Source organism: Rhizobium laguerreae (assembly GCF_019778565.1).
GTDB lineage: Bacteria > Pseudomonadota > Alphaproteobacteria > Rhizobiales > Rhizobiaceae > Rhizobium > Rhizobium laguerreae.
Map to the genome: position 1 here is coordinate 291,068 of NZ_JAAXQT010000005.1, position 19,206 is coordinate 310,273.

Here is a 19,206-nt window from a genome sequence, read left to right on the forward strand (position 1 = left end):
TGATTCCTTTCCAATCCGGGGCTTGATGATGCTTCAGTACGATCTCGTTGTGGTGGGCAGCGGTCCCGCAGGGCGCCGCGGCGCGATCCAGGCGGCAAAACTCGGCAAGAAAGTGCTTGTCATCGAGCAGGGCAAACGCGTCGGCGGCGTGTCCGTGCATACCGGCACCATCCCTTCCAAAACGCTGCGCGAGACTGCGCTTAATCTTTCCGGCTGGCGCGAACGCGGCTTCTACGGCCGGTCATACCGCGTCAAGGAAGAGATCAGTGCAGATGACCTGCGCCGCCGCCTGCTGATTACGCTCAATCACGAGGTCGAGGTGCTGGAACACCAGTTCGCCCGCAACCGCGTGCAGCATATTCGCGGCAAGGCGAGCTTCATCGATGCGTCGACGCTGCAGGTAATCAAGGATGACGGCGAGACCACGCAGGTCACCGCCGCCAGCGTGCTGCTCGCCGTCGGCACAAAGCCGTTCCGCCCCGATTACATGCCCTTCGACGGCAAGACCGTTCTCGACAGCGACGAACTGCTCGACATCCAGGACCTGCCGCGATCGATGGTGGTTATCGGCGCTGGCGTCATCGGAATCGAATATGCGACAATCTTCAGCGCGCTCGACACCGCCGTCACCGTCATCGACCCGAAGGCGACAATGCTCGACTTCATCGACAAGGAAATCATCGAGGATTTCACCTACCAGCTGCGCGACCGCAACATGAAGCTGCTGCTCGGCCAGAAGGCCGACAAGGTGGAGAGGCTCGAAAACGGCAAGGTCGGACTGACGCTCGACAGCGGCCGACGCCTGACGACCGACATGGTGCTTTTCGCCGCCGGGCGCATGGGGGCGACTGATGCGCTGAATCTTCAGGCCATCGGCCTCGAAGCCGACAGCCGCGGCCGTCTCAAGGTCAATCCGGAAACGTTCCAGACATCGGTTGCCAACGTCTACGCCGCCGGCGACGTCGTCGGCTTTCCGAGCCTTGCCTCGACCTCGATGGAACAGGGCCGCATCGCCGCCCGCGTTGCGGTCGGCGCGGTCGCCAAGGAGCCGCCGAAATATTTCCCCTACGGCATCTATGCCGTGCCGGAGATCTCGACCTGCGGCCTGACCGAAGAAGAGATGAAGGAGCGCGGCATTCCCTATGAATGCGGCATCGCCCGCTTCCGCGAGACGTCGCGCGGTCATATCATGGGCCTCGACACGGGGCTTTTGAAGCTGATCTTCTCGCTGAAGACCCGCCGCCTGCTCGGCGTGCATATCGTCGGCGAAGGCGCCACCGAGCTGGTGCATATCGGCCAGGCGGTGCTCAATCTCAAAGGGACCGTCGAATATTTCGTCGAGAACACCTTCAACTATCCAACGCTCGCCGAAGCCTACAAGATCGCCGGCCTCGATGCCTGGAACAGGATGGGCGACATCAAGTCGGAGCTCTAAAGTCCGTCGCGTCGTCAAGGGAACTGCCGTCTCAGTCCGGCCGCCAAAATGGAGGCGAATGACATTGCGCATCATCTCGCTGAACGCATGGGGCGGCAGGCTTCATGAGGCGCTGATTGAATATGTGACGGCGGTCGATCCCGACGTGCTATGCCTGCAGGAGGTTTTGCGCGCACCCGGCACCCGCTCGGGCTGGTCGGTCTATCGGGACGGCGATGTCGAGCTGCCGCAGCGCTTCAATCTCTTTACCGAGATCAGCACCGCCCTGCCCGGCCACGACGGCTTCTTCTGCCCGACATCGAGAGGCGAACTCTTCGACGGCGATACCGCCATTGTCGCCGAATTCGGGCTGGCGACCTTCGTGCGCAAAACGCATTCCGTCATCGCCCAAGGGCTGGGCTTCGTGCATGGCCGTTTTTCCGCTGATGGCTGGGGCGAACATCCTCGGCCGCGAAACGCCCATTGCGTCCGTCTCTTCGGCCATGAGCACGCTTCTACCGTGACCATCGCCCACATGCATGGCCTGCGCGATCCCGCAGGCAAGGGCGACACGGCGGCGCGCGACGAACAGGCTGCAGCGCTGGTCAGGCTCATCGAGGGCGTCTGGCCCGGCGACGAAGGGCTCGTCGTCTGCGGTGATTTCAACGTGCTGCCCGATAGCGCGACCTTTGCGATTCTCGCTAGACTCGGGCTTTCCGACCTCGTCACCGGAAGCGGCCTTGTAGACACGCGAACCTCCTACTATCTGAAGCGGGGCCGCTTTGCCGACTACATGCTGGTGACGCCGGGGATGAAGGTTGCCAAATTCGAGGTGGTCAAGGCGCCCGAAGTCTCCGACCATCGCGCATTGCTGCTCGATATCGGGTAGTATATTGAGGAATGATACACTTCGCGAAGCGTTTGCGCGCCGTACCGTTTTTTTACGCCTTAGTTTGACCTCCTAAATCGCATTGGTATGTCGTGCCTGTCTATGCCTTCAACGCCATTTTTTGCCTTCGGGCAAAAGCTTCTAAAGAAAGATAGATACTCTTGTCCCATGTCTTGGAAGGTGCGCGCAGACGTTTTCAGCTGATCCTGATCAAGCCGTCGCATTATGACGACGACGGCTACGTCATCCGCTGGTGGCGGGCGATGATCCCCTCCAATTCGCTGGCGGCGCTCTACGGCATTGCCGCCGAATGCGCCGAACGCAAGGTGCTCGGAGACGATACGGCGATCGATATCACCGTGATCGACGAGACCAATACGCGGATCGATATCGCCGGACTGCTGGCGCAGTTCAAGCGTCACGACAATTTCGGCATGATCGCGCTCGTCGGCGTCCAGACCAACCAATATCCGCGCGCCCTCGATATCGCCCGTCCCTTCCGCGATGCCGGCCTGCCGGTTTCGATCGGCGGCTTCCATGTTTCCGGCTGCCTGTCGATGCTGGATGGCAAGGCGGTCGGGCTCGACGCCTGCCGCGACATGGGCATCTCGATGTTTGCCGGCGAAGCCGAGGGCCGGCTCGACATGGTGCTGCGCGATGCCGCCGCCGGTGAGCTGAAGCCGCTCTATAATTTCATGAACGACCTTCCCGGCATCGGCGGCACGCCGGTTCCCTTCCTGCCGAAGGACAATATCCAGCGCACGCTCGGGCTCAGCACCAGCTTCGATGCCGGACGTGGCTGTCCCTATCAGTGCTCGTTCTGCACCATCATCAACGTACAGGGACGCAAGTCGCGCTTCCGCTCGGCCGACGACGTCGAAAAGCTGGTGCGGATGAACTGGGCGCAGGGCATCCACAAATTCTTCATCACCGACGACAATTTCGCCCGCAACAAGGATTGGGAAGCGATCTTCGACCGGTTGATCGAACTTAAGGAACGGGACGGCATTCCGCTCGGCCTGATGATCCAGGTCGACACGCTCTGCCACAAGATCCCCAATTTCATCGAGAAATCCAGGCGCGCCGGTGTCACCCGCGTCTTCATCGGCCTCGAAAACGTCAATCCGGACAATCTGACCGCCGCCAAGAAGAACCAGAACAAGATCACCGAATACCGCAAAATGCTGCTCGCCTGGAAGGCGCAGGGCATCATGACGCTCGCCGGTTATATCCTGGGCTTCCCCGCCGACACGCCGGAATCGATCCGCCGCGACATCACGATCATCCAGGAAGAGTTGCCGCTCGACGTCATCGAATTCTTCATCCTGACGCCGCTGCCCGGCTCCGAGGACCATCAGGTCCTGTGGAAGAAGGGCGTCGAGGTGGATGCCGATCTCAACATCTACGATGTCGAGCACGTCTGCACCGCCCATCCGAAGATGAGCAAGCAGGAATGGGAGGACATCTACCACGAGGCCTGGGCGCTCTACTATTCGCCTGAACATATGAAGACGCTGCTGCGCCGCGCCGTGGCGACCGGCGTACCGCTCGCAAGGCTCGTCAAGGTTCTGGTCTCCTTCGCGACCACCGTGCCGCTGGAAAATGTGCACCCGCTGCAAAGCGGCCTGCTGCGCCTGAAGACGCCGTCGGAGCGGCGCCCGGACCTGCCGCGCGAGAATCCGCTCGTCTTCTGGCCGCGCTTTGCCTGGGAAACCTTCCGCAAACATGCTTCGCTCGCCGGCACGATCATTGGCCTGACGATTTCGGCGTTCTTGATTTCAAGGGACGCGAAGTCGAAGACCTACATGGATCAGGCCCTGACGCCGGTCGCCGACGACGAAGAGGAAACGCTCCACCTCTTCACACAGACCGCCGGCGGCGCCGCAGCCGTCAACCACGTCAGGAAGGTCGCGCAACTGACCGCGCATTGAGTGGCAATTCTTGAACGGCGGCTGACGCCCGAACACATGGGCGGCAAGCCGATACATGTCGCTAAAGCGCGTCGCATCAATCAAGTTTGACAACGCGCTTTGAAAGCTCCGACTTGCCGTTTAAGCGACTTGGATCATCTTGGTGGTCTCGGCCACTTGCAGCGTGTCGACGAATTCGACGATCTTGACCGGTTTCCCATCTCGGAAATGGATCTTGTCGACGAATTCCGTATGGAAGCTCACGCCCGATGGGATGTGCCTGACCACGCCTTCGCGGTGGGCAAAGACCATATGCTCATCCTCGTCCACATAGATGCCGGCTGTCCTGATATTCGATAGATCCCATACAGTGATAAGCTGCGTTATCCGCTGGCGAAAAGCATGCCCGCTTGATTCAGTCGAAAAAGGCGCCAGCCGTGTATTGCCAACCATGCGAAAGGTGCAATTCTCGCCGATCAGCGCCAGCGTAGCTTCGATATCGCCACGGTCACGCACAGCATAGATTTCCTCCACGAGCTTCTTCATGTCGTGCTTTGCGGTCATTTTCAGGTCCCTCCACCATCAGCGAAATCTGCATCGAATTGTACGCTAATGCAACTTTTTGTTGTTCCGGATGAATAAACACAATGGAGTAGGCGTTCGAGAATGAACTGACCTGAACAATAGAAAAGGCCCCGCACCATGGCGAGGCCTTCCAAACTTCTGAACTGAAAAGCGATTATTCGGCGCTTTCGTCAGCCGCCTTCTTCTTCGGAGCAGCCTTCTTCTTCGGTGCGGCTTCTTCACCGGCGTCAGCTGCTTCGGCCTTGGCGGCAGCCTTCTTCTTCGGTGCGGCCTTCTTGGTTTCGGCCTTCGCTTCGCCTTCTTCCTCGGCGAGCAGCTCTTCCTTCGTCACCTTCTTGTCGGTGACGTCGATTTCGGTCAGCAGGTGATCGATGACCTTCTCTTCGAAGATCGGTGCGCGGATCGAAGCGGCGGCACCCGGCTGGCTGCGGAAGAATTCGAGGATCTGCTTTTCCTGGCCCGGATACTGACGCAGCTGATCGTAGATGGCGCGCTGCATCTCGTCTTCGCTGACTTCGACGCCGGCCTTTTCGCCGATTTCGGAGAGAACGAGGCCGAGGCGGACGCGGCGCTCGGCGAGCGTCTTGTATTCCTCGCGAGCCTTCTCCTCGGTCGTGTCTTCATCCTCGAAGGTCTTGCCGGACTGGGCGAGGTCGTTGTTCACCTGGCTCCAGATGCCGTTATATTCGGCATCGACGAGCGAGTTCGGGGTCTCGAACTTGTACATCTCGTCGAGCTGGTCGAGGATCTGACGCTTCAGCTTCTGGCGGGTCAGCGAGCCGTACTGCGATTCGATCTGGCCACGGACGATCTCCTTCAGGCGATCGGCGGACTCGATGCCGAGCTTGGAAGCGAGTTCATCGTTGATCTCGACAGCGGCGGGTGCTGCGACATCCTTGACAGTGACGTCGAAGGTCGCTTCCTTGCCGGCGAGGTTCTTGGCCGGATAGTCGGCCGGGAAGGTCACGGTGATGGTCTTCTCGGCGCCGGCCTTGACGCCGACGAGCTGGTCTTCGAAGCCCGGAATGAAGCGGCCGGAGCCGAGCACCAGTTCGGCGCCCTGGTCAGTGCCGCCTTCGAAGGCTTCACCGTCGACCTTGCCGACGTAATCCATGGTGATGCGGTCGCCGTTCGCGGCCTTGCCGGTCTTGGTCTCGTAGGCGCGGGCGCTTTCGGCAACCTTCAGGACCTGCTCGTTGACTTCGTCGTCCGAGATGTCGATGACTTCGCGCGTGACCTTGATGCCCTTGACCGACTTCAGTTCGATCGGCGGCAGAACTTCATAGGAGAGCGTGAATTCGAAATCCTGCTCGGCGGCGAGGATCTTGTCGGCTTCGTCCTTGTCTTCCGTCATGGCGATTTCCGGCTGCGTGGCCGACTTCTCGCCGCGGCTGGACAGGATGGCGGCCGGCTGCTCGCGGACGATCTCGTTGACGAGGTCGGCCATGATCGACTTGCCGTAGACCTTCTTCAGGTGAGCGGCAGGCACCTTGCCCGGACGGAAGCCGTTGATGCGAACCTTGTCCTTCACATCGGCAAGACGCTCATTCATCTTGTCTTGCATGTCCTTGGCCGGGATAACGACCTTGATTTCGCGCTTCAGCCCTTCAGCGAGCGTTTCGATAACCTGCATGTCTTCCTACCTTCATTTCGTGGCGGCCGTGCCCAGACGCCGTTCGTTTCGATGAGCACGACGCCGGCGATCCTGCCGCGCGTGGCTTTTCCCAATTCCATATCATTCCGCCCAAAGCGGAATGGCACTCGCGGGCTATTCGGGACAACTCTCAATTGTTCTGGAACAACCGATTCTTAGTCTCCCGCCTGCAAACAGCTTGGTGCGGGTAGAGAGACTTGAACTCCCACGCCTTGCGGCACCAGAACCTAAATCTGGCGTGTCTACCAATTTCACCATACCCGCGTTCACAAAACCGCATGCCTATGCCTGCGCATGAGGCCTTCCGGAGCGCGGCGTCTCTATATCACCCGATTTGGTCGAGGCAAAGGAAAAATGAACGGCAAATGACAGGGGATTTGCAGCCCTGGAGCAGCCCTGCCCCGAAGTGCCGCCGGATCAGTAAAGCGGCTCGTCGTAAACCGGCTTGCCGTCAACGAGAAGGCTGCGGATCTGTGCGCTTCCATCAGGCGAGACACGCACTGCAATGGCGACGTTGCCGTCATTGCGGGCCTCCTCGATCGGCTTGCCCTCGCCTTCAGGAACGTAGTAGCGCTCGATGCCGTATTCGACACGCATGCTGTCGCCGACGGCAAGTCCGCCGCTATAAAATGGCTGGCTGCGCAGGATCACGGTCTCCGGCTGCGGAGGCAGTTCGTGAAAGGACGATTCGGTCACCGTCCAGAAACCGTCCTCCTGCTTCTTCAACCGGACCCATAACACCCGCTCGCCGGCCTCAGCCGGAATGCCGCCGGAAACCGTCTGCACCGGCACCGAGGAAATGTCGTAGTTCAAGACGACATAGTCGCCGCGCAGGAAATCGCGCGGATCGACGGGCGCCGTCTTCAGCAGCACTTCGGCGCCATCGCTGAGGATCGACGCCCGGCTCTGGATGATCGTGCCGAGGATTAGGGTCTGCAGACCCGCGACGATGATGGCCGAAAGCAAATAGCCCTTGCCGGATTGCAGCTTTGCCATGAACGAATTCATGCCCGCTCCCCCTGTGCACTCGCCGAAAAACGCCGTTCGAGACGGATGACCATCCAGGCAACTAGCGCGACCACGAGACCGGAGAAGAGGAAGAGGCTCGACGTGCCGAGGATCGAGCCGACGGTGACGGAGGCGAGATAGAGCATCTCCGCGGCAAAGGTCGCGTAGGCGAGATATCGCACCGCGCCATTATCCCTGCCACGCAGGACGATCGCCAGCACGGAAGCGGCAAGCGTCACCACTCCGAGCACCACCAGCCCCCAGCCGTCCTCGATCTCGATATGCAGCAGCAGGAAGCCGATTACGGCGACGAGGAAGCTGTAGAAGGCGGGAGCCGCACCGGCGGTTCTGACCAAGGAGGCAATAGGCCGGGGGGGCAGCGCCGTCAGGACGAAGGCCGCCATGCCGCCGATTGCAAAAGCAAGCGCCACGGCGATCTCCTCATAAAGAGTATAGAGCCAGGCAAGCCAGCCGATGAGCAGCAGATAGGCCAGGTGGCGGACTCTCTCAGCGCCGGTATACCGCACCAGCCCGATGACGATCACCGCCATGACGGGCGCCATCCAGGGGTTGAAACCTATCCAATGCGTGTCGTTATTCTGAAGATAGACGGCGAAGGACGCCCAGGAGAGGAAGCCGGCGACGACGGTCACGGCGGCTGAACGGAACAGGATCGCCGAGACCGTCGCAATCGCGAACCAGAGATACATCACCGTCTGCTGGTCGCCGGAGACGTGATACATCTGCCCGACCAGCGAGATGGCGCCGCCGAAACTCATCGCGCCGATGACCAGCAAGCCGCCTGCGGCGGCTGTCGCACCGCGGGCAAGCATCCGGGCGGCGGCGATATGCACCACCCAGATCAGGGCAAGGATGCCCCCGACGCGTACCAGGCGCGGGATGGCCTCCCAGTTGGAGGCGACGACCAGCAGGATGGCAGCTGCAAGCAGCACCGCTGCCAGCGCCATCAGCACCCGGCCGAGGCTGAAGCTTGCCGGGCGGCTGTCATATTCGGCGAGAAGCGCACCTGCCGTTTCCTGCCTGAGCAGGCCCTTGCCTACCCAGAGCGAAAGATCCCGCTCCAATCTGCCGCGATACATGCTCAACCCCTCGATTTCCGCAACGTCGACTGCGGCGCTGCAGCTCACGCCGTTATAGATGCAGCACGTGTGTTCGCAAACGCTCTTGCGACAATATACAAGTTCCTCATTGGTCTAAATAGTATCGAGTGTTAACCGGCCGCTAACGTCAGAAGCACTAGTATAAGCCTATGGACGGAGAGGTATGCGACCTCTGCATATCCCCCATGAAATTATTGCACTGCACAATACTCATTAGTCATACTATTGATCGACACATCGAAGCACGGGGATGGCGCCCCGGCCCGGCATTAGCCGGACGCCCGCGGATGCTTTGTCCGTGACGAGATTCGTAGCCGCGCACTCCTCCTCCCAGCGCGCTGCGATAGACTGGCAACACTCCTCCTCCCAGTTGTCAGTCACCATAACGCGCCCGCCGGATCCTCCCCCGGCGGGCGTTTTTGTTTAGTCAAAGCTTCATTAAAACCTTGGCGGCGAGAGGATTTTCGTCGCATGGCGCCGTCATGCCACATTGTCGTCACGCCGCCCCACCAACCCCGCGAAGGGGTGGGCGACTTCTAATGCGAAACGGAACGCCTCTTTGCAGCGGAAGCACGGGCGGAATCACCGGAGGAAGCAGCGTTTTCTGTTATGGCACCCCATTCGCCCTCTCAGTCGAACTGCTTTTCAAAAGTCATTCTGCCTATTCGTTGACCAAAAAATGGTAAGTCTGCGTCAAATATCCTTTGAGCATTGCATGGGTCGCATAGGTGATCTGAAAACTTGTCTGTTTTAGTCTTTCGCGTCGCAACATATATTCCAGTCATCAAATAGAGGTCAGCGCCGATCGGTGGCTGCTGGCGGATGAAACCCTCGGAAAGGGGCTTAACATGAACTTCTCTCGCTCTTTCAATAACTGGCGCAAGTATCGTCAGACCGTCACGGAACTCGGCCGCATGACCAACCGCGAATTGCACGATCTCGGCATCGATCGTTCGGACATCCATCGCGTTGCCCGTGAGGCTTCTCACCGCTAATTCCAGGCGATCCGCTGCTCCTCCCAAGCAGGATTGTTCTCGATTGAAACGCCCGCTGTCCCCACAGCGGGCGTTTTCTTTTGTCTGCATGCGGCTGCCGCGGCGGTTGCAGGTTTTTCCCACTCGTTAGCCCGCTCAAAAAATATCCTCTGCTTAATTGAAGAGCATCATAGTGCACAATTGCATGGCAGACGCCTTTTATTTGCACTGCACAATCGGACGGTTCTCGCCTATATAAACGTCAACCGCAGAGAGACAGGCGATCCCGCCGTCCCGCGGACATAGGAAGAAGACAATGAACCCGATCCGCATTGCAAGAAGCTGGCTCAGCTACCGTCGTACGCTCAATGAACTCGGCGGCCTTTCGAACCAGACCCTGTCCGATATCGGCGTTAGCCGCTACGACATCCGGAATATCGCATCCCGCTCGTTCCGCTAATAGCGAGTACGATGCTTCCAAGACGGCGCCCCAGGGCGCCGTTTTTGATTCCAGGGTGTTGGATCGCACCTGCCGACATGATATCAGCCCGGAATGAACACGATCTCTTCCTATTCCCCCATCCACGTCGTCGGCGGCGGGCTTGCCGGTTCGGAAGCCGCCTGGCAGATCGCCGGTTCCGGCGTTCCGGTCATCCTGCATGAAATGCGCGGGGTGCGCGGCACGGATGCGCACAAGACCGACGGCCTTGCCGAACTCGTCTGCTCCAATTCCTTCCGTTCCGACGATGCGACCAGCAATGCCGTCGGCGTCATCCATGCCGAGATGCGCATGGCGGGCTCGCTGATCATGGCCGCTGCCGATCGGTGCCAGGTACCGGCCGGCGGTGCGCTCGCCGTCGATCGCGATGGCTTCTCCGAGGCGGTGACCAAAGCGGTCCATGACCACCCGCTCATCACCGTCGTGCGTGAAGAGATCACCGGCCTGCCGCCGAAGGATTGGGATCTAGCCATCGTCGCCACCGGACCGCTGACGGCGCCGTCGCTCGCGAGCGCCATCCAGACGGAAACCGGCGAGGATTCGCTTGCCTTCTTCGACGCCATCGCGCCGATCGTCTACCGCGAGAGCATCGATATGGATATCTGCTGGTATCAGTCGCGCTACGACAAGGTCGGCCCCGGCGGCACAGGCAAGGATTACATCAACTGCCCGATGGACGAAGCGCAGTACAATGCCTTCGTCGATGCGCTGATATCCGGCGATACGGTCGGTTTCAAGGAATGGGAGGGCACGCCTTATTTCGACGGTTGCCTGCCGATCGAGGTGATGGCCGAACGCGGCCGCGAGACGCTGCGCCACGGACCGATGAAGCCGATGGGGCTGACGAACGCGCATAATCCGACGGTCAAGGCCTATGCCGTCGTGCAGCTGCGTCAGGACAATGCGCTCGGTACGCTCTACAATATGGTCGGCTTCCAGACGAAGCTGAAATATGGCGCGCAGGCGGATATCTTCCGGATGATCCCGGGTCTGGAAAATGCGGAATTTGCCCGTCTCGGCGGTCTGCACCGCAACACCTATATCAACTCCCCCACCCTGCTCGATCCGTCGCTGACGCTGAAATCGCGGCCCGGCCTGCGCTTTGCCGGCCAGATCACCGGCTGTGAGGGTTATGTGGAAAGCGCCAGCGTCGGGCTGATGGCCGGGCGTTTCGCTGCCGCGGAACGCAAGGGCGAGGCGATCTCGCTACCGCCGGCGACGACGGCGCTCGGCTCGCTGCTCGGTCATATCACCGGCGGGCATCTCGTCACCGACGAGGAGCCGGGCAAACGATCGTTCCAGCCGATGAACATCAATTTCGGGCTGTTTCCGGAGCTTCAGCCGGGTTCGATCGTCAAACCCGAAGGCGTCAAGCGCTTCCGCGGCAAGGACAAGACGATCATGAAGCGGCAGCTGATCGCACGCCGCGCGCTAGCGGACTGCGCCGCCTGGCTCGGCCAAAATTCGACGTTTGCCGAAAGCGCGTGAGCAGCCACTTCTACTGCTGGTTCGCCGCCGAAATATTGCCGGGCGGCAGGTCCTTATCGGGCTCGGCGATATAATTGCCGAGCAGCCAGAGCGAAACCTCCGAGGCTTCCTTGGCGGTAGCGAATTCGAAATTGCCGTTGTGATGGGGTGCATCGAGAAAGTCGATCACCAGTCCCCTGCCCGTTTCCGAGCCGATGACGCGCACCCGGCCCGGCTCGATCACGTGGCAGGAGAAATGGCGCGACATATTGCGCATGAAGCCGGCCTTGTTGTCGTGCAGGCGCACAAAGACGGCCTGGCCGTTTTCCGTCGCCTGCAGCTGACGGATCGCCTCGTTCGGAAAGGCACGGCCGAACTCGATGATGGCGAGGCCCGTGTCATGCAGGCCATCTTCCTTGTTCTGCGCGGCCATGCGCGTTGCCACGAAAGCAAATAAAATGACGATGACGAAAAGGACGCACCAGACGATAATGCCCACGCCGAGTCTCCGTTCAAAGGGTAGCGGTGGAAGCCTTGTAACGCGCGAGACTTGCGCGAATTTGACCGATATCAGATTTTTCGGCGTGCGGCAGCCAGCCCCATCCGCAGCTGGCGGCGCCATTGCGGCGGCTGCAGCGACCGGTCGAACACCAAGGCCCCGCGTTTCTGCGCCATGACGAGCACCGGTTCGGCAAGCGTCGCCGGCAGGAAGGCTGGAAAGACGGCCGGCGCAATCGGCCCCGCCGCCCTCGCCTTTGCCAGATGTTCGCGACCGAGGCCGGCGAAGGCCTCGATGGCGGCAGAGATGCGCGGCCTGTCTTCGCCGGCGAGGAAGGCATCGCGGTCGAGACCGGTGGCGGAAAGGATCTGCAGCGGAATATAGATCTGGCCGCGGCGGCGATGCAGCGGCATCAGCAGCAACAGCCCGGCGACCGCCTGGGCGACGCCGGCATGGCCGGCGGCGTCGGCCGAGCGTGCGGCCTCCTCCGGCGAAAGCACCAGGCTTGCGAGCTGAATCAGCGCCGATGCCGTTTCGCCGGCATAGCCTTCAAGCGAAAGACGTGTCTCCATCGGATCGTCATAGAGATCGAAGGTCCGGGCCTCGATCATGTCGATCAGCGTCGTGCGCGGCAGGCGATGCGTTTCGATTGCGGTGAGAAGTGCTGCGGCGACGGGATTGGCCGCCGTCGAGCCGTGCGCGCTGCCTTCCAGAAGATCGTGCCAATATTGCAGCCGCACCTGACCGGGCAAGGGCTCGTGGACGAGATCGCGGATGCGGGCAAGCTCGGCGTTGAAGGCGTAAAGAGCTGCGAGCGCGCCGCGCTTTTCCTCCGGCGACAGCAGACAGGCGAGATAGCGGTCGCGATCGCTGTCACGCAGCATCGCCAGGCAGATCTCCTGGTTGGTCGCAATATGCGCATCAGTCATCGTCAGACCGCAATCAACGCCGCGGCGACGGCACGCTGCTCTGCGAGCATGATGTTGAAGGTGCGCACTGCAGCCCCGGTGCTCATCGGATCGGAGGAGATGCCGCGCGACTTCAGCGCCAGCCTCAATTCTTCGGGCAGACGGCGAAGCTCGGTTCCAGTACCGACGAGCAGAACCTCGATATCGGCGGCCTCATCCAGCACCCGACGAAAATTTTCAGGCGACAGCGGTTTCGACATGTCCATATCCCAGCCATGAATGCCGGAGGGCAGGCAAAGGATCGAGCCGCGATGCGACATGTCGGCAAAACGAAAGCCGCCATTGCCGTAAGCATCGATCGGAGCGCGCCCGGGGAAATGCGCGGCGCGGATTTCTATGCCTTTTGCCATGTTTTCAAACCACCGTGCCGGATTTTACACCAGCATCCGTCTTGTTGCTCTCTTCCCCGTCGGGAGCCTCTGGCCGCAGCCGGAAGACGATCAAGACAGGAGCGGCGATATAGATCGAAGAGAAGGTGCCGAGAGCAACGCCGAAGAGCATCGCAAAGGTGAAGGAACGGATGACTTCACCGCCGAAGAGAAGGAGCGCCAGCAAGGCGATCAGCGTCGTCGCCGCGGTCAGAACGGTGCGCGACAGCGTCTGATTGATCGAAGCATCGATCAGGATCGACAGCGGCATCTTCTTGTATCGCTTCAGATTCTCGCGCATTCGGTCGTAGACCACGACCGTATCGTTCAGGGAGTAACCGACGATGGTCAGCACGGCGGCGACGCTCGTCAGGTTGAACTCGATGCCGGTGAGGACGAAGAGGCCGAGCATGATGATGACATCGTGCAGCGTTGCGACGATGGCGCCGACCGCGAACTGCCATTCGAAGCGGATCCAGATGTAGATCAGGATCGCCGCAAGTGCTGCAAGCACGCCGAGCGTCGCCATCATCGTCAATTCGCCCGAGATGGCAGGGCCGACGACCTCGACGCGGCGAAAGTCATAATCTTCCTGGAGCTCGCCGCGCACCAGCGTCGCCGCCGACTGCTCGGCATTTTCGCCGCCGCCCTGGGAAGCGATGCGGATCCGCGCATTCGCCGGCCCGCCCGTGGGCTCGACATTGATCTCACCGAGATTGAGATCATTAAGGCGCGCGTTGAGATCGGCGATGTCGGCATTGCCTTGCTTCGCCGTCACCTCGATGAGCGAACCGCCGGTGAAATCAATGCCGAGATGCAGGCCGACGGTGGCAAAGGCGGCCATGGCGATCAGCGAGATGACCGCCGACGCCGTAAAGACATAACGGCGGATCCCCATGAAGCGGATATTGGCGTGTTCGAAAAGGTGCGTCAGAACGCTCTTCGGCAGATGCCGGGGATGGCGCCTTCTCAACCAGACGGCAACGATCGAGCGTGTCAGCGTGAAAGCCGTGAAAACGGTCGTCAGGATGCCGATCGCGAGCGTCACGGCGAAACCGCGGATGGATTCGCTGCCGAGGAAGAAGAGGATGATGGCGGCAATGAAGATCGTGACGTTCGCGTCGACGATGGTTGCGAATGCGCGCGAGAAACCGCGTCCGACGGCCTCCGCAAAGGAATGGGTGGTTTTTTCCTCTTCGCGGATTCGCTCATAGATCAGAACATTCGAGTCGACCGCCATGCCGACGATCAGCACGATTCCGGCAATCCCCGGCAAGGTGAGCGTCGCGCCGGCAAGGCTGAGCACTGTGACGATGAGGATCAGGTTGAGGAAGAGCGAGGCGACGGCGATGAGGCCGAGGATGCGATAGAGCGCGATCATCAATGCCGCGACCAATACGACGGCGACGAGGCCGGCAACGAGACCGTTGAAGATGGAATCGGCGCCGAATCTCTGACTGACGCTGCGTTCCTCGACGCTGGTCAGCGTCGCCGGCAAGGCGCCGGCGCGCAGCATGATCGCAAGGTCGCGGACGCCACCCTCGGAGAAGTTTGCCGAAATCCGGCCCTCGCCGCCGGTGATCGCCGCATCGATGACCGGTGACGACATCACCTGGTCGTCAAAGACGATGGCAAGGTGCTTGCCGATATTCTGCCCCGTCGCCTGCGCCAGCCGCTCTTTGCCTTCGGCATCGAGACGGTAGGCGATCGAGGTGTCCTGTGTCTGTGGATCGACGACAGGCTCTATATCGACCATGTTGCTGCCGGTGATGAAAGCTGTGCGGTCGACAAGGTACGGCACCGGCGGATCGTCAAGCGAATAGAGCACCTGCGATGTCGCCGGCCAGCGGCCGTTCAGCGCCTCCTGCCCGGACATGCTTTCGTCGATCAGATGAAAGGAAAGTTTGGCCGGCTGGTTGAGGATGTTCTTCAGCCGCTCCGCATCGATCGATCCCAACACCTGCACGACGATGCGGTCGGCGCCATCGGGGCGAACGAGGAAATTATCATTGCCCAATCCGGCGATGCGGCGGCCAACGATATCGAGCGAGCGGGTCCGGGCGGAAGCGAGGTCAGCAGTAATGCCGGCGTCGGAAATCTGCAGCGAGAGCTGCCCCTGGTCACCCTGCTGCAGGGCGACCTCAGGTCCCGAATGTCCACTAGCCGTCGTCAAAGGCTTCAGGAGATCGACCGCCGCCTGTGTCTGGGCCGCATCGGTGATCCGCACGGTAACGGTCTGGTCATTGCCGGTCAGCCCGGTATAGCGGATGCCGGCGCCGCGTAGCGCGTTGCGCACATCGGCGACCACCTCTTCCAGGCGGTCCCTGACGATATCGGAACGCTCGACCTTCAGAACGATATGCGAGCCGCCCTGCAGGTCGAGACCAAGCACTACGCGGTCGTGCCGCAACCAGTTCGGCAAGGAAGATCGCTGCGCCTCAGTCATCAGATTGGGCGCAGCGGCGACGATGGCCGCAAACGCGACCAGCCAAATCAGAAGTGTTTTCCAGCGGGAAAAATGCAACATTCTCTCGACGATCTTCCGATCCGGCGGTCCTGCGGTTATCGCTTGTTACGCCGCGTCGGCCTTGACCGGTTCACCCTTGACGCGAATTTCGGAGATGCCGCTGCGGACGATGCGCACGCGCACGCCGTCAGCGATCTCGACTTCGACTTCCTTTTCGTCGATCACCTTGGTGACCTTGCCGACGAGGCCGCCACCGGTGACGACCTGGTCGCCGCGACGGATCGCCTTCAGGGTCTCCTCACGCTTTTTTGCCTGCGCGCGCTGCGGACGGATCAGCAGGAAGTACCAGACGACCATCAGCGGCACGAACAGGATGATCATTTCGAAACCGGAGCCGCCGAATCCCGTTGCGGTATCGGTCGCGCTCTGGGCGAATGCCGGGGTGATGAACATGCTAAACTCCTCAGGCTTGGGCGGCGGAACTCCGCCTCTCTTTTCAGGTTGCCGGACTATAGTTACGGCTTCGATGAATGCAACAGAAACAGCCGGAAACAGTACCGATTCCGCTGCCTCATAACCTTTCCGCCGTCAAAACGCCATGCTAAAGCGCGTCGCATCGAACTTGATCAATGCGACGCGCTTTAGCTCCTTTATTTTCAAGCATGTCGTTATCTCGGAACCGCCCCACACTTCCGGGCGACATGCATTAGCGTCATCGAAAGATCAAAGCGGATTGCCGCAGTGAGAAATCAGGAGGCCACCGATGACCGAGGAAATCAACACAGCCCTGCTTGCCGAGCTGAAGCGGCTCGCAGACGCCGTCGAGCGTCTTGCCGGACCGGCACCCGCCCTCAACGACTGGGATGCGGCCGACTGTTTCGTCTGGGCGCCACTGCGCCAGCATCTGCAGCCGGTCAAAAGGCCGAACCGGGTGGCGTTGACGCTTATCCGCGGCGTCGATCACGTGCGTGACATCCTGCACGAGAATACGGTGCGTTTCGCCGAGGGGTATGCCGCCAACAATGTGCTGCTCTGGGGCGCGCGCGGTATGGGCAAATCCTCTCTGGTCAAGGCCGTGCACGAGGATGTCCGGCGCGAAAGCAGCGCCTCGCTGAAATTGGTCGAAGTCCATCGTGAGGATATCGCCAGCCTTCCCAATCTGCTCGACCTCCTGAAGGACACGCCGTACCGCGTGATCGTCTTCTGCGACGATCTCTCCTTCGATCACGACGATACAGCCTACAAGTCGCTGAAGGCGGCACTCGACGGCGGCGTCGAAGGGCGGCCGGACAATGTGCTCTTCTACGCCACCTCCAACCGGCGCCATCTCCTGCCGCGCCACATGATGGAAAACGAGCAGTCGACGGCGATCAATCCGTCGGAGGCGGTCGAGGAGAAGGTTTCGCTTTCCGACCGCTTCGGCCTCTGGCTCGGCTTCCACAAATGCAGCCAGCAGGATTATCTCGGCATGATCGACGGCTATGCCGATCACTTCAAGCTCGGGCTCGAACGCGACAAGATGCATGCCGAAGCGCTGGAATGGGCAACGACGCGCGGCGCACGCTCCGGCCGCGTCGCGTGGCAGTATATTCAAGACCTGGCCGGACGCATGCGGGTTCACATCGACCGGGGCTGAAGCGCGTCGCGCCAATCGGAATTCATGCGACGCGCTTATGCACGTCGTTCTCCCAAAACCGCTGCCCACTTTTGGGCCGCATCCATCAAATGACAAAAGCCCGGCTGGCGGCCGGGCTTTTGCGTTTCCTGGTACGCTGTACCTATTCCAGGAAGGTCATCGGGTTGACCGGGGACGCATCCTTGCGCACCTCGAAATGGACCTGTGGCTGCTTGACGTCGCCACTCATGCCGGAGACGGCGACGGTCTGACCGCGCTGGATCTTCTGGCCGCGGGCGACGCTCAGCGTATCGGCGTTGCCGTAGACGGTGACGGTACCGTCGTCGTGACGGACGAGAACCGTGTTGCCGAGTTCCTTCAGGCCGTTGCCGGCATAGATGACGACGCCGTTTTCGGCAGCCTTGATCGGCGTGCCCTGCGGTACCGAAATGTCGATGCCGTCATTGCGGTTGCCGTTGACGTTGGCGCCGTATGAAGCAATGACCTGGCCGCGCACCGGCCAGCGATATTTGCCGATGCCGGTCGATTCCGGCGCGACGGAGCTGACGTCCGACTTCTTCTCGACATCGTCGACGGTCTGAGTGGCGGCCGGCGCCTTGTAGGGCGCGGGCTGAACGGAAGCCGTCTGCTGGGCAGCCGCCGGCTGGGTCGGCTTCGCATCGACCTTCTCGGCCGGGATCGAGGCGGTCTTGATAGTGTCGGCAGTGCCGTTCGGGATCTTCAGAGCCTGACCGATGCGGAGCGAGCTGGCCGAAAGATTGTTGGCGGCTTTGATGTCGTCGACATTGCTACCGGTCGCCTTGGCAATCTTTGCCAGGGAATCGCCTTGCTTGACGACATAGGTCCCGGCAGGCGCCTTCGGATCCTTGCCGGCGCCGGCGGGAAGTTTGCCGGTGACATCGCCACTCGCCAGCGTCTTGTCGCGGGCGGAATTGACGTTTGGAACGACGGCGACGTTCTGCTCAGGTGCCTTCGGCGCCGGCATCTTGCCGGGCTTGGAAAGATCAGCCGCCTGCGACGCCGCCTTGGCGGCATTGCCGCCGTTGAGGGTCGGGATGAGGACCGCCTGGCCAGGCTGGGCGGCAGATGCCGTCTTCAGGTTGTTGACGCGCAGAATTTCTTTTTCGGGTACGCCAAAGCGCCTCGAGAGCGTGGCGATGCTTTCACCTGGACGCAGCGTCACCGATGGAGCGTTGGTCGCGGACCAGCCGGAAATCTTCGGCGTCGTGCCTGTTGTCAGCGTATCGGGCGTGACCTTCGGCGCGGCCGGCGCCACCAGTCGAGGCTTCTCAGCCTGCGGCGCAGCCGGGAAAGGCTGGGCGAGCGCGACTTCCTTTTCCCGCTGCCGGGAGGGTTCCGCGGCCGTCGGCGCTGCCAACTCTGAACGCTGCACCGAGACCGGCGCGGAAGCGAGACGTGCGCTCGAGCTCGACGTGCGGGTGGGATCGTAACCCGGGCTTGCCGGATAAGGCTGGTTCAGTGCGTCATTGCCGCCGCCGTAGCCTGACTGGCCGGCAACGGCCGAACTGCTAAGATCGGCGCGCGGCACCGGATCGCCCTGAGAACCGTTCATATTCCTACGCGGAATGGAACTTGTGGTGATCTGGTCCTGCCCGGAGGAGGAAAACAAGCCGCCAAACCGTGTCACATCGGAACTGCAGCCTGTTGCGGCACTTGCCAGCAGGCTAACAACCAGAAGATTACCGGCCGACTTCCCGAACTTTGGCGAAAGACTGAAACGCATGAC

17 protein-coding genes and 1 tRNA gene are annotated in these 19,206 nt (G+C 61.0%); 7 read left to right on the plus strand and 11 right to left on the minus strand.

Annotation, left to right across the window (positions count from 1 at the left end):
* Window positions 1-28 precede the first annotated feature (28 nt).
* The 3 genes from sthA to HFO71_RS17930 all read left to right on the plus strand — a co-directional run bounded on the left by sthA (window position 29) and on the right by HFO71_RS17930 (window position 4,234).
* A complete protein-coding gene (gene sthA, locus HFO71_RS17920) occupies window positions 29-1,435 on the plus strand; it encodes a Si-specific NAD(P)(+) transhydrogenase (protein ID WP_131640227.1) in 1,407 nt (468 codons plus the stop codon).
* A gap of 58 nt (window positions 1,436-1,493) precedes the next feature.
* Window positions 1,494-2,303, plus strand: coding sequence for an endonuclease/exonuclease/phosphatase family protein (locus HFO71_RS17925; RefSeq protein ID WP_170269146.1), 810 nt, complete (start codon window positions 1,494-1,496; stop codon window positions 2,301-2,303).
* 161 nt (window positions 2,304-2,464) lie between these two features.
* Window positions 2,465-4,234, plus strand: a complete 1,770-nt coding sequence (locus tag HFO71_RS17930; RefSeq protein WP_221988244.1) for a B12-binding domain-containing radical SAM protein — start codon at window positions 2,465-2,467, stop codon at window positions 4,232-4,234.
* Window positions 4,235-4,354: 120 nt separating this feature from the next.
* Here HFO71_RS17930 and HFO71_RS17935 read toward each other — a convergent pair whose 3' ends face one another.
* The 5 genes from HFO71_RS17935 to HFO71_RS17955 form a co-directional block, all read right to left on the minus strand.
* Complete coding sequence (locus HFO71_RS17935) at window positions 4,355-4,777, minus strand: nuclear transport factor 2 family protein (protein ID WP_168258312.1); 423 nt, start codon at window positions 4,775-4,777, stop codon at window positions 4,355-4,357.
* Window positions 4,778-4,952: 175 nt separating this feature from the next.
* Entirely contained in the window at window positions 4,953-6,431 is a 1,479-nt protein-coding gene (gene tig, locus HFO71_RS17940; RefSeq protein ID WP_168258311.1) for a trigger factor, read from the minus strand.
* 200 nt (window positions 6,432-6,631) lie between these two features.
* Window positions 6,632-6,716 (minus strand) — tRNA-Leu (locus HFO71_RS17945).
* 153 nt (window positions 6,717-6,869) lie between these two features.
* A complete protein-coding gene (locus tag HFO71_RS17950; RefSeq protein ID WP_077981159.1) occupies window positions 6,870-7,460 on the minus strand; it encodes a GDYXXLXY domain-containing protein in 591 nt (196 codons plus the stop codon).
* Entirely contained in the window at window positions 7,457-8,560 is a 1,104-nt protein-coding gene (locus HFO71_RS17955) for a DUF2157 domain-containing protein (RefSeq protein WP_221988245.1), read from the minus strand. Before HFO71_RS17955 ends, HFO71_RS17950 begins: the two co-directional genes overlap by 4 nt.
* 869 nt (window positions 8,561-9,429) lie before the next feature.
* Between HFO71_RS17955 and HFO71_RS17960 the strand changes: the two genes are divergently transcribed.
* From HFO71_RS17960 to trmFO, 3 genes are all read left to right on the plus strand, one after another.
* Window positions 9,430-9,576: a DUF1127 domain-containing protein gene (locus HFO71_RS17960; RefSeq protein WP_003539019.1), complete on the plus strand. Its 147-nt coding sequence runs from the start codon at window positions 9,430-9,432 to the stop codon at window positions 9,574-9,576.
* 295 nt (window positions 9,577-9,871) lie between these two features.
* Window positions 9,872-10,015, plus strand: coding sequence for a DUF1127 domain-containing protein (locus HFO71_RS17965; RefSeq protein WP_003539017.1), 144 nt, complete (start codon window positions 9,872-9,874; stop codon window positions 10,013-10,015).
* Window positions 10,016-10,108: 93 nt separating this feature from the next.
* Window positions 10,109-11,542 carry a methylenetetrahydrofolate--tRNA-(uracil(54)-C(5))-methyltransferase (FADH(2)-oxidizing) TrmFO gene (trmFO, locus tag HFO71_RS17970; RefSeq protein WP_131640229.1) on the plus strand — a complete coding sequence of 478 codons (1,434 nt, stop codon included), beginning with the start codon at window positions 10,109-10,111 and terminating at the stop codon, window positions 11,540-11,542.
* Between the two features lie 10 nt (window positions 11,543-11,552).
* On the opposite strand, the gene HFO71_RS17975 is transcribed toward trmFO, so the two are convergent.
* From HFO71_RS17975 to yajC, 5 genes are all read right to left on the minus strand, one after another.
* A complete protein-coding gene (locus HFO71_RS17975) occupies window positions 11,553-12,020 on the minus strand; it encodes a hypothetical protein (protein WP_168258310.1) in 468 nt (155 codons plus the stop codon).
* A 71-nt stretch (window positions 12,021-12,091) separates the two neighbouring features.
* On the minus strand, window positions 12,092-12,949 hold the full coding sequence (locus HFO71_RS17980) for a phytoene/squalene synthase family protein (protein WP_077981163.1): 858 nt from the start codon (window positions 12,947-12,949) through the stop codon (window positions 12,092-12,094).
* 2 nt (window positions 12,950-12,951) lie between these two features.
* A complete protein-coding gene (locus HFO71_RS17985) occupies window positions 12,952-13,338 on the minus strand; it encodes an Mth938-like domain-containing protein (RefSeq protein WP_003539009.1) in 387 nt (128 codons plus the stop codon).
* A 4-nt stretch (window positions 13,339-13,342) separates the two neighbouring features.
* Complete coding sequence (gene secDF / locus HFO71_RS17990) at window positions 13,343-15,883, minus strand: protein translocase subunit SecDF (protein WP_168258309.1); 2,541 nt, start codon at window positions 15,881-15,883, stop codon at window positions 13,343-13,345.
* Window positions 15,884-15,928: 45 nt separating this feature from the next.
* On the minus strand, window positions 15,929-16,276 hold the full coding sequence (gene yajC, locus HFO71_RS17995; protein WP_003539006.1) for a preprotein translocase subunit YajC: 348 nt from the start codon (window positions 16,274-16,276) through the stop codon (window positions 15,929-15,931).
* Window positions 16,277-16,586: 310 nt separating this feature from the next.
* Here yajC and HFO71_RS18000 point away from each other — a divergent pair, with 310 nt between their 5' ends.
* Window positions 16,587-17,459 carry an ATP-binding protein gene (locus HFO71_RS18000; protein WP_077981165.1) on the plus strand — a complete coding sequence of 291 codons (873 nt, stop codon included), beginning with the start codon at window positions 16,587-16,589 and terminating at the stop codon, window positions 17,457-17,459.
* 142 nt (window positions 17,460-17,601) lie between these two features.
* Here HFO71_RS18000 and HFO71_RS18005 read toward each other — a convergent pair whose 3' ends face one another.
* Complete coding sequence (locus HFO71_RS18005; RefSeq protein WP_131640232.1) at window positions 17,602-19,203, minus strand: peptidoglycan DD-metalloendopeptidase family protein; 1,602 nt, start codon at window positions 19,201-19,203, stop codon at window positions 17,602-17,604.
* Window positions 19,204-19,206 lie beyond the last annotated feature (3 nt).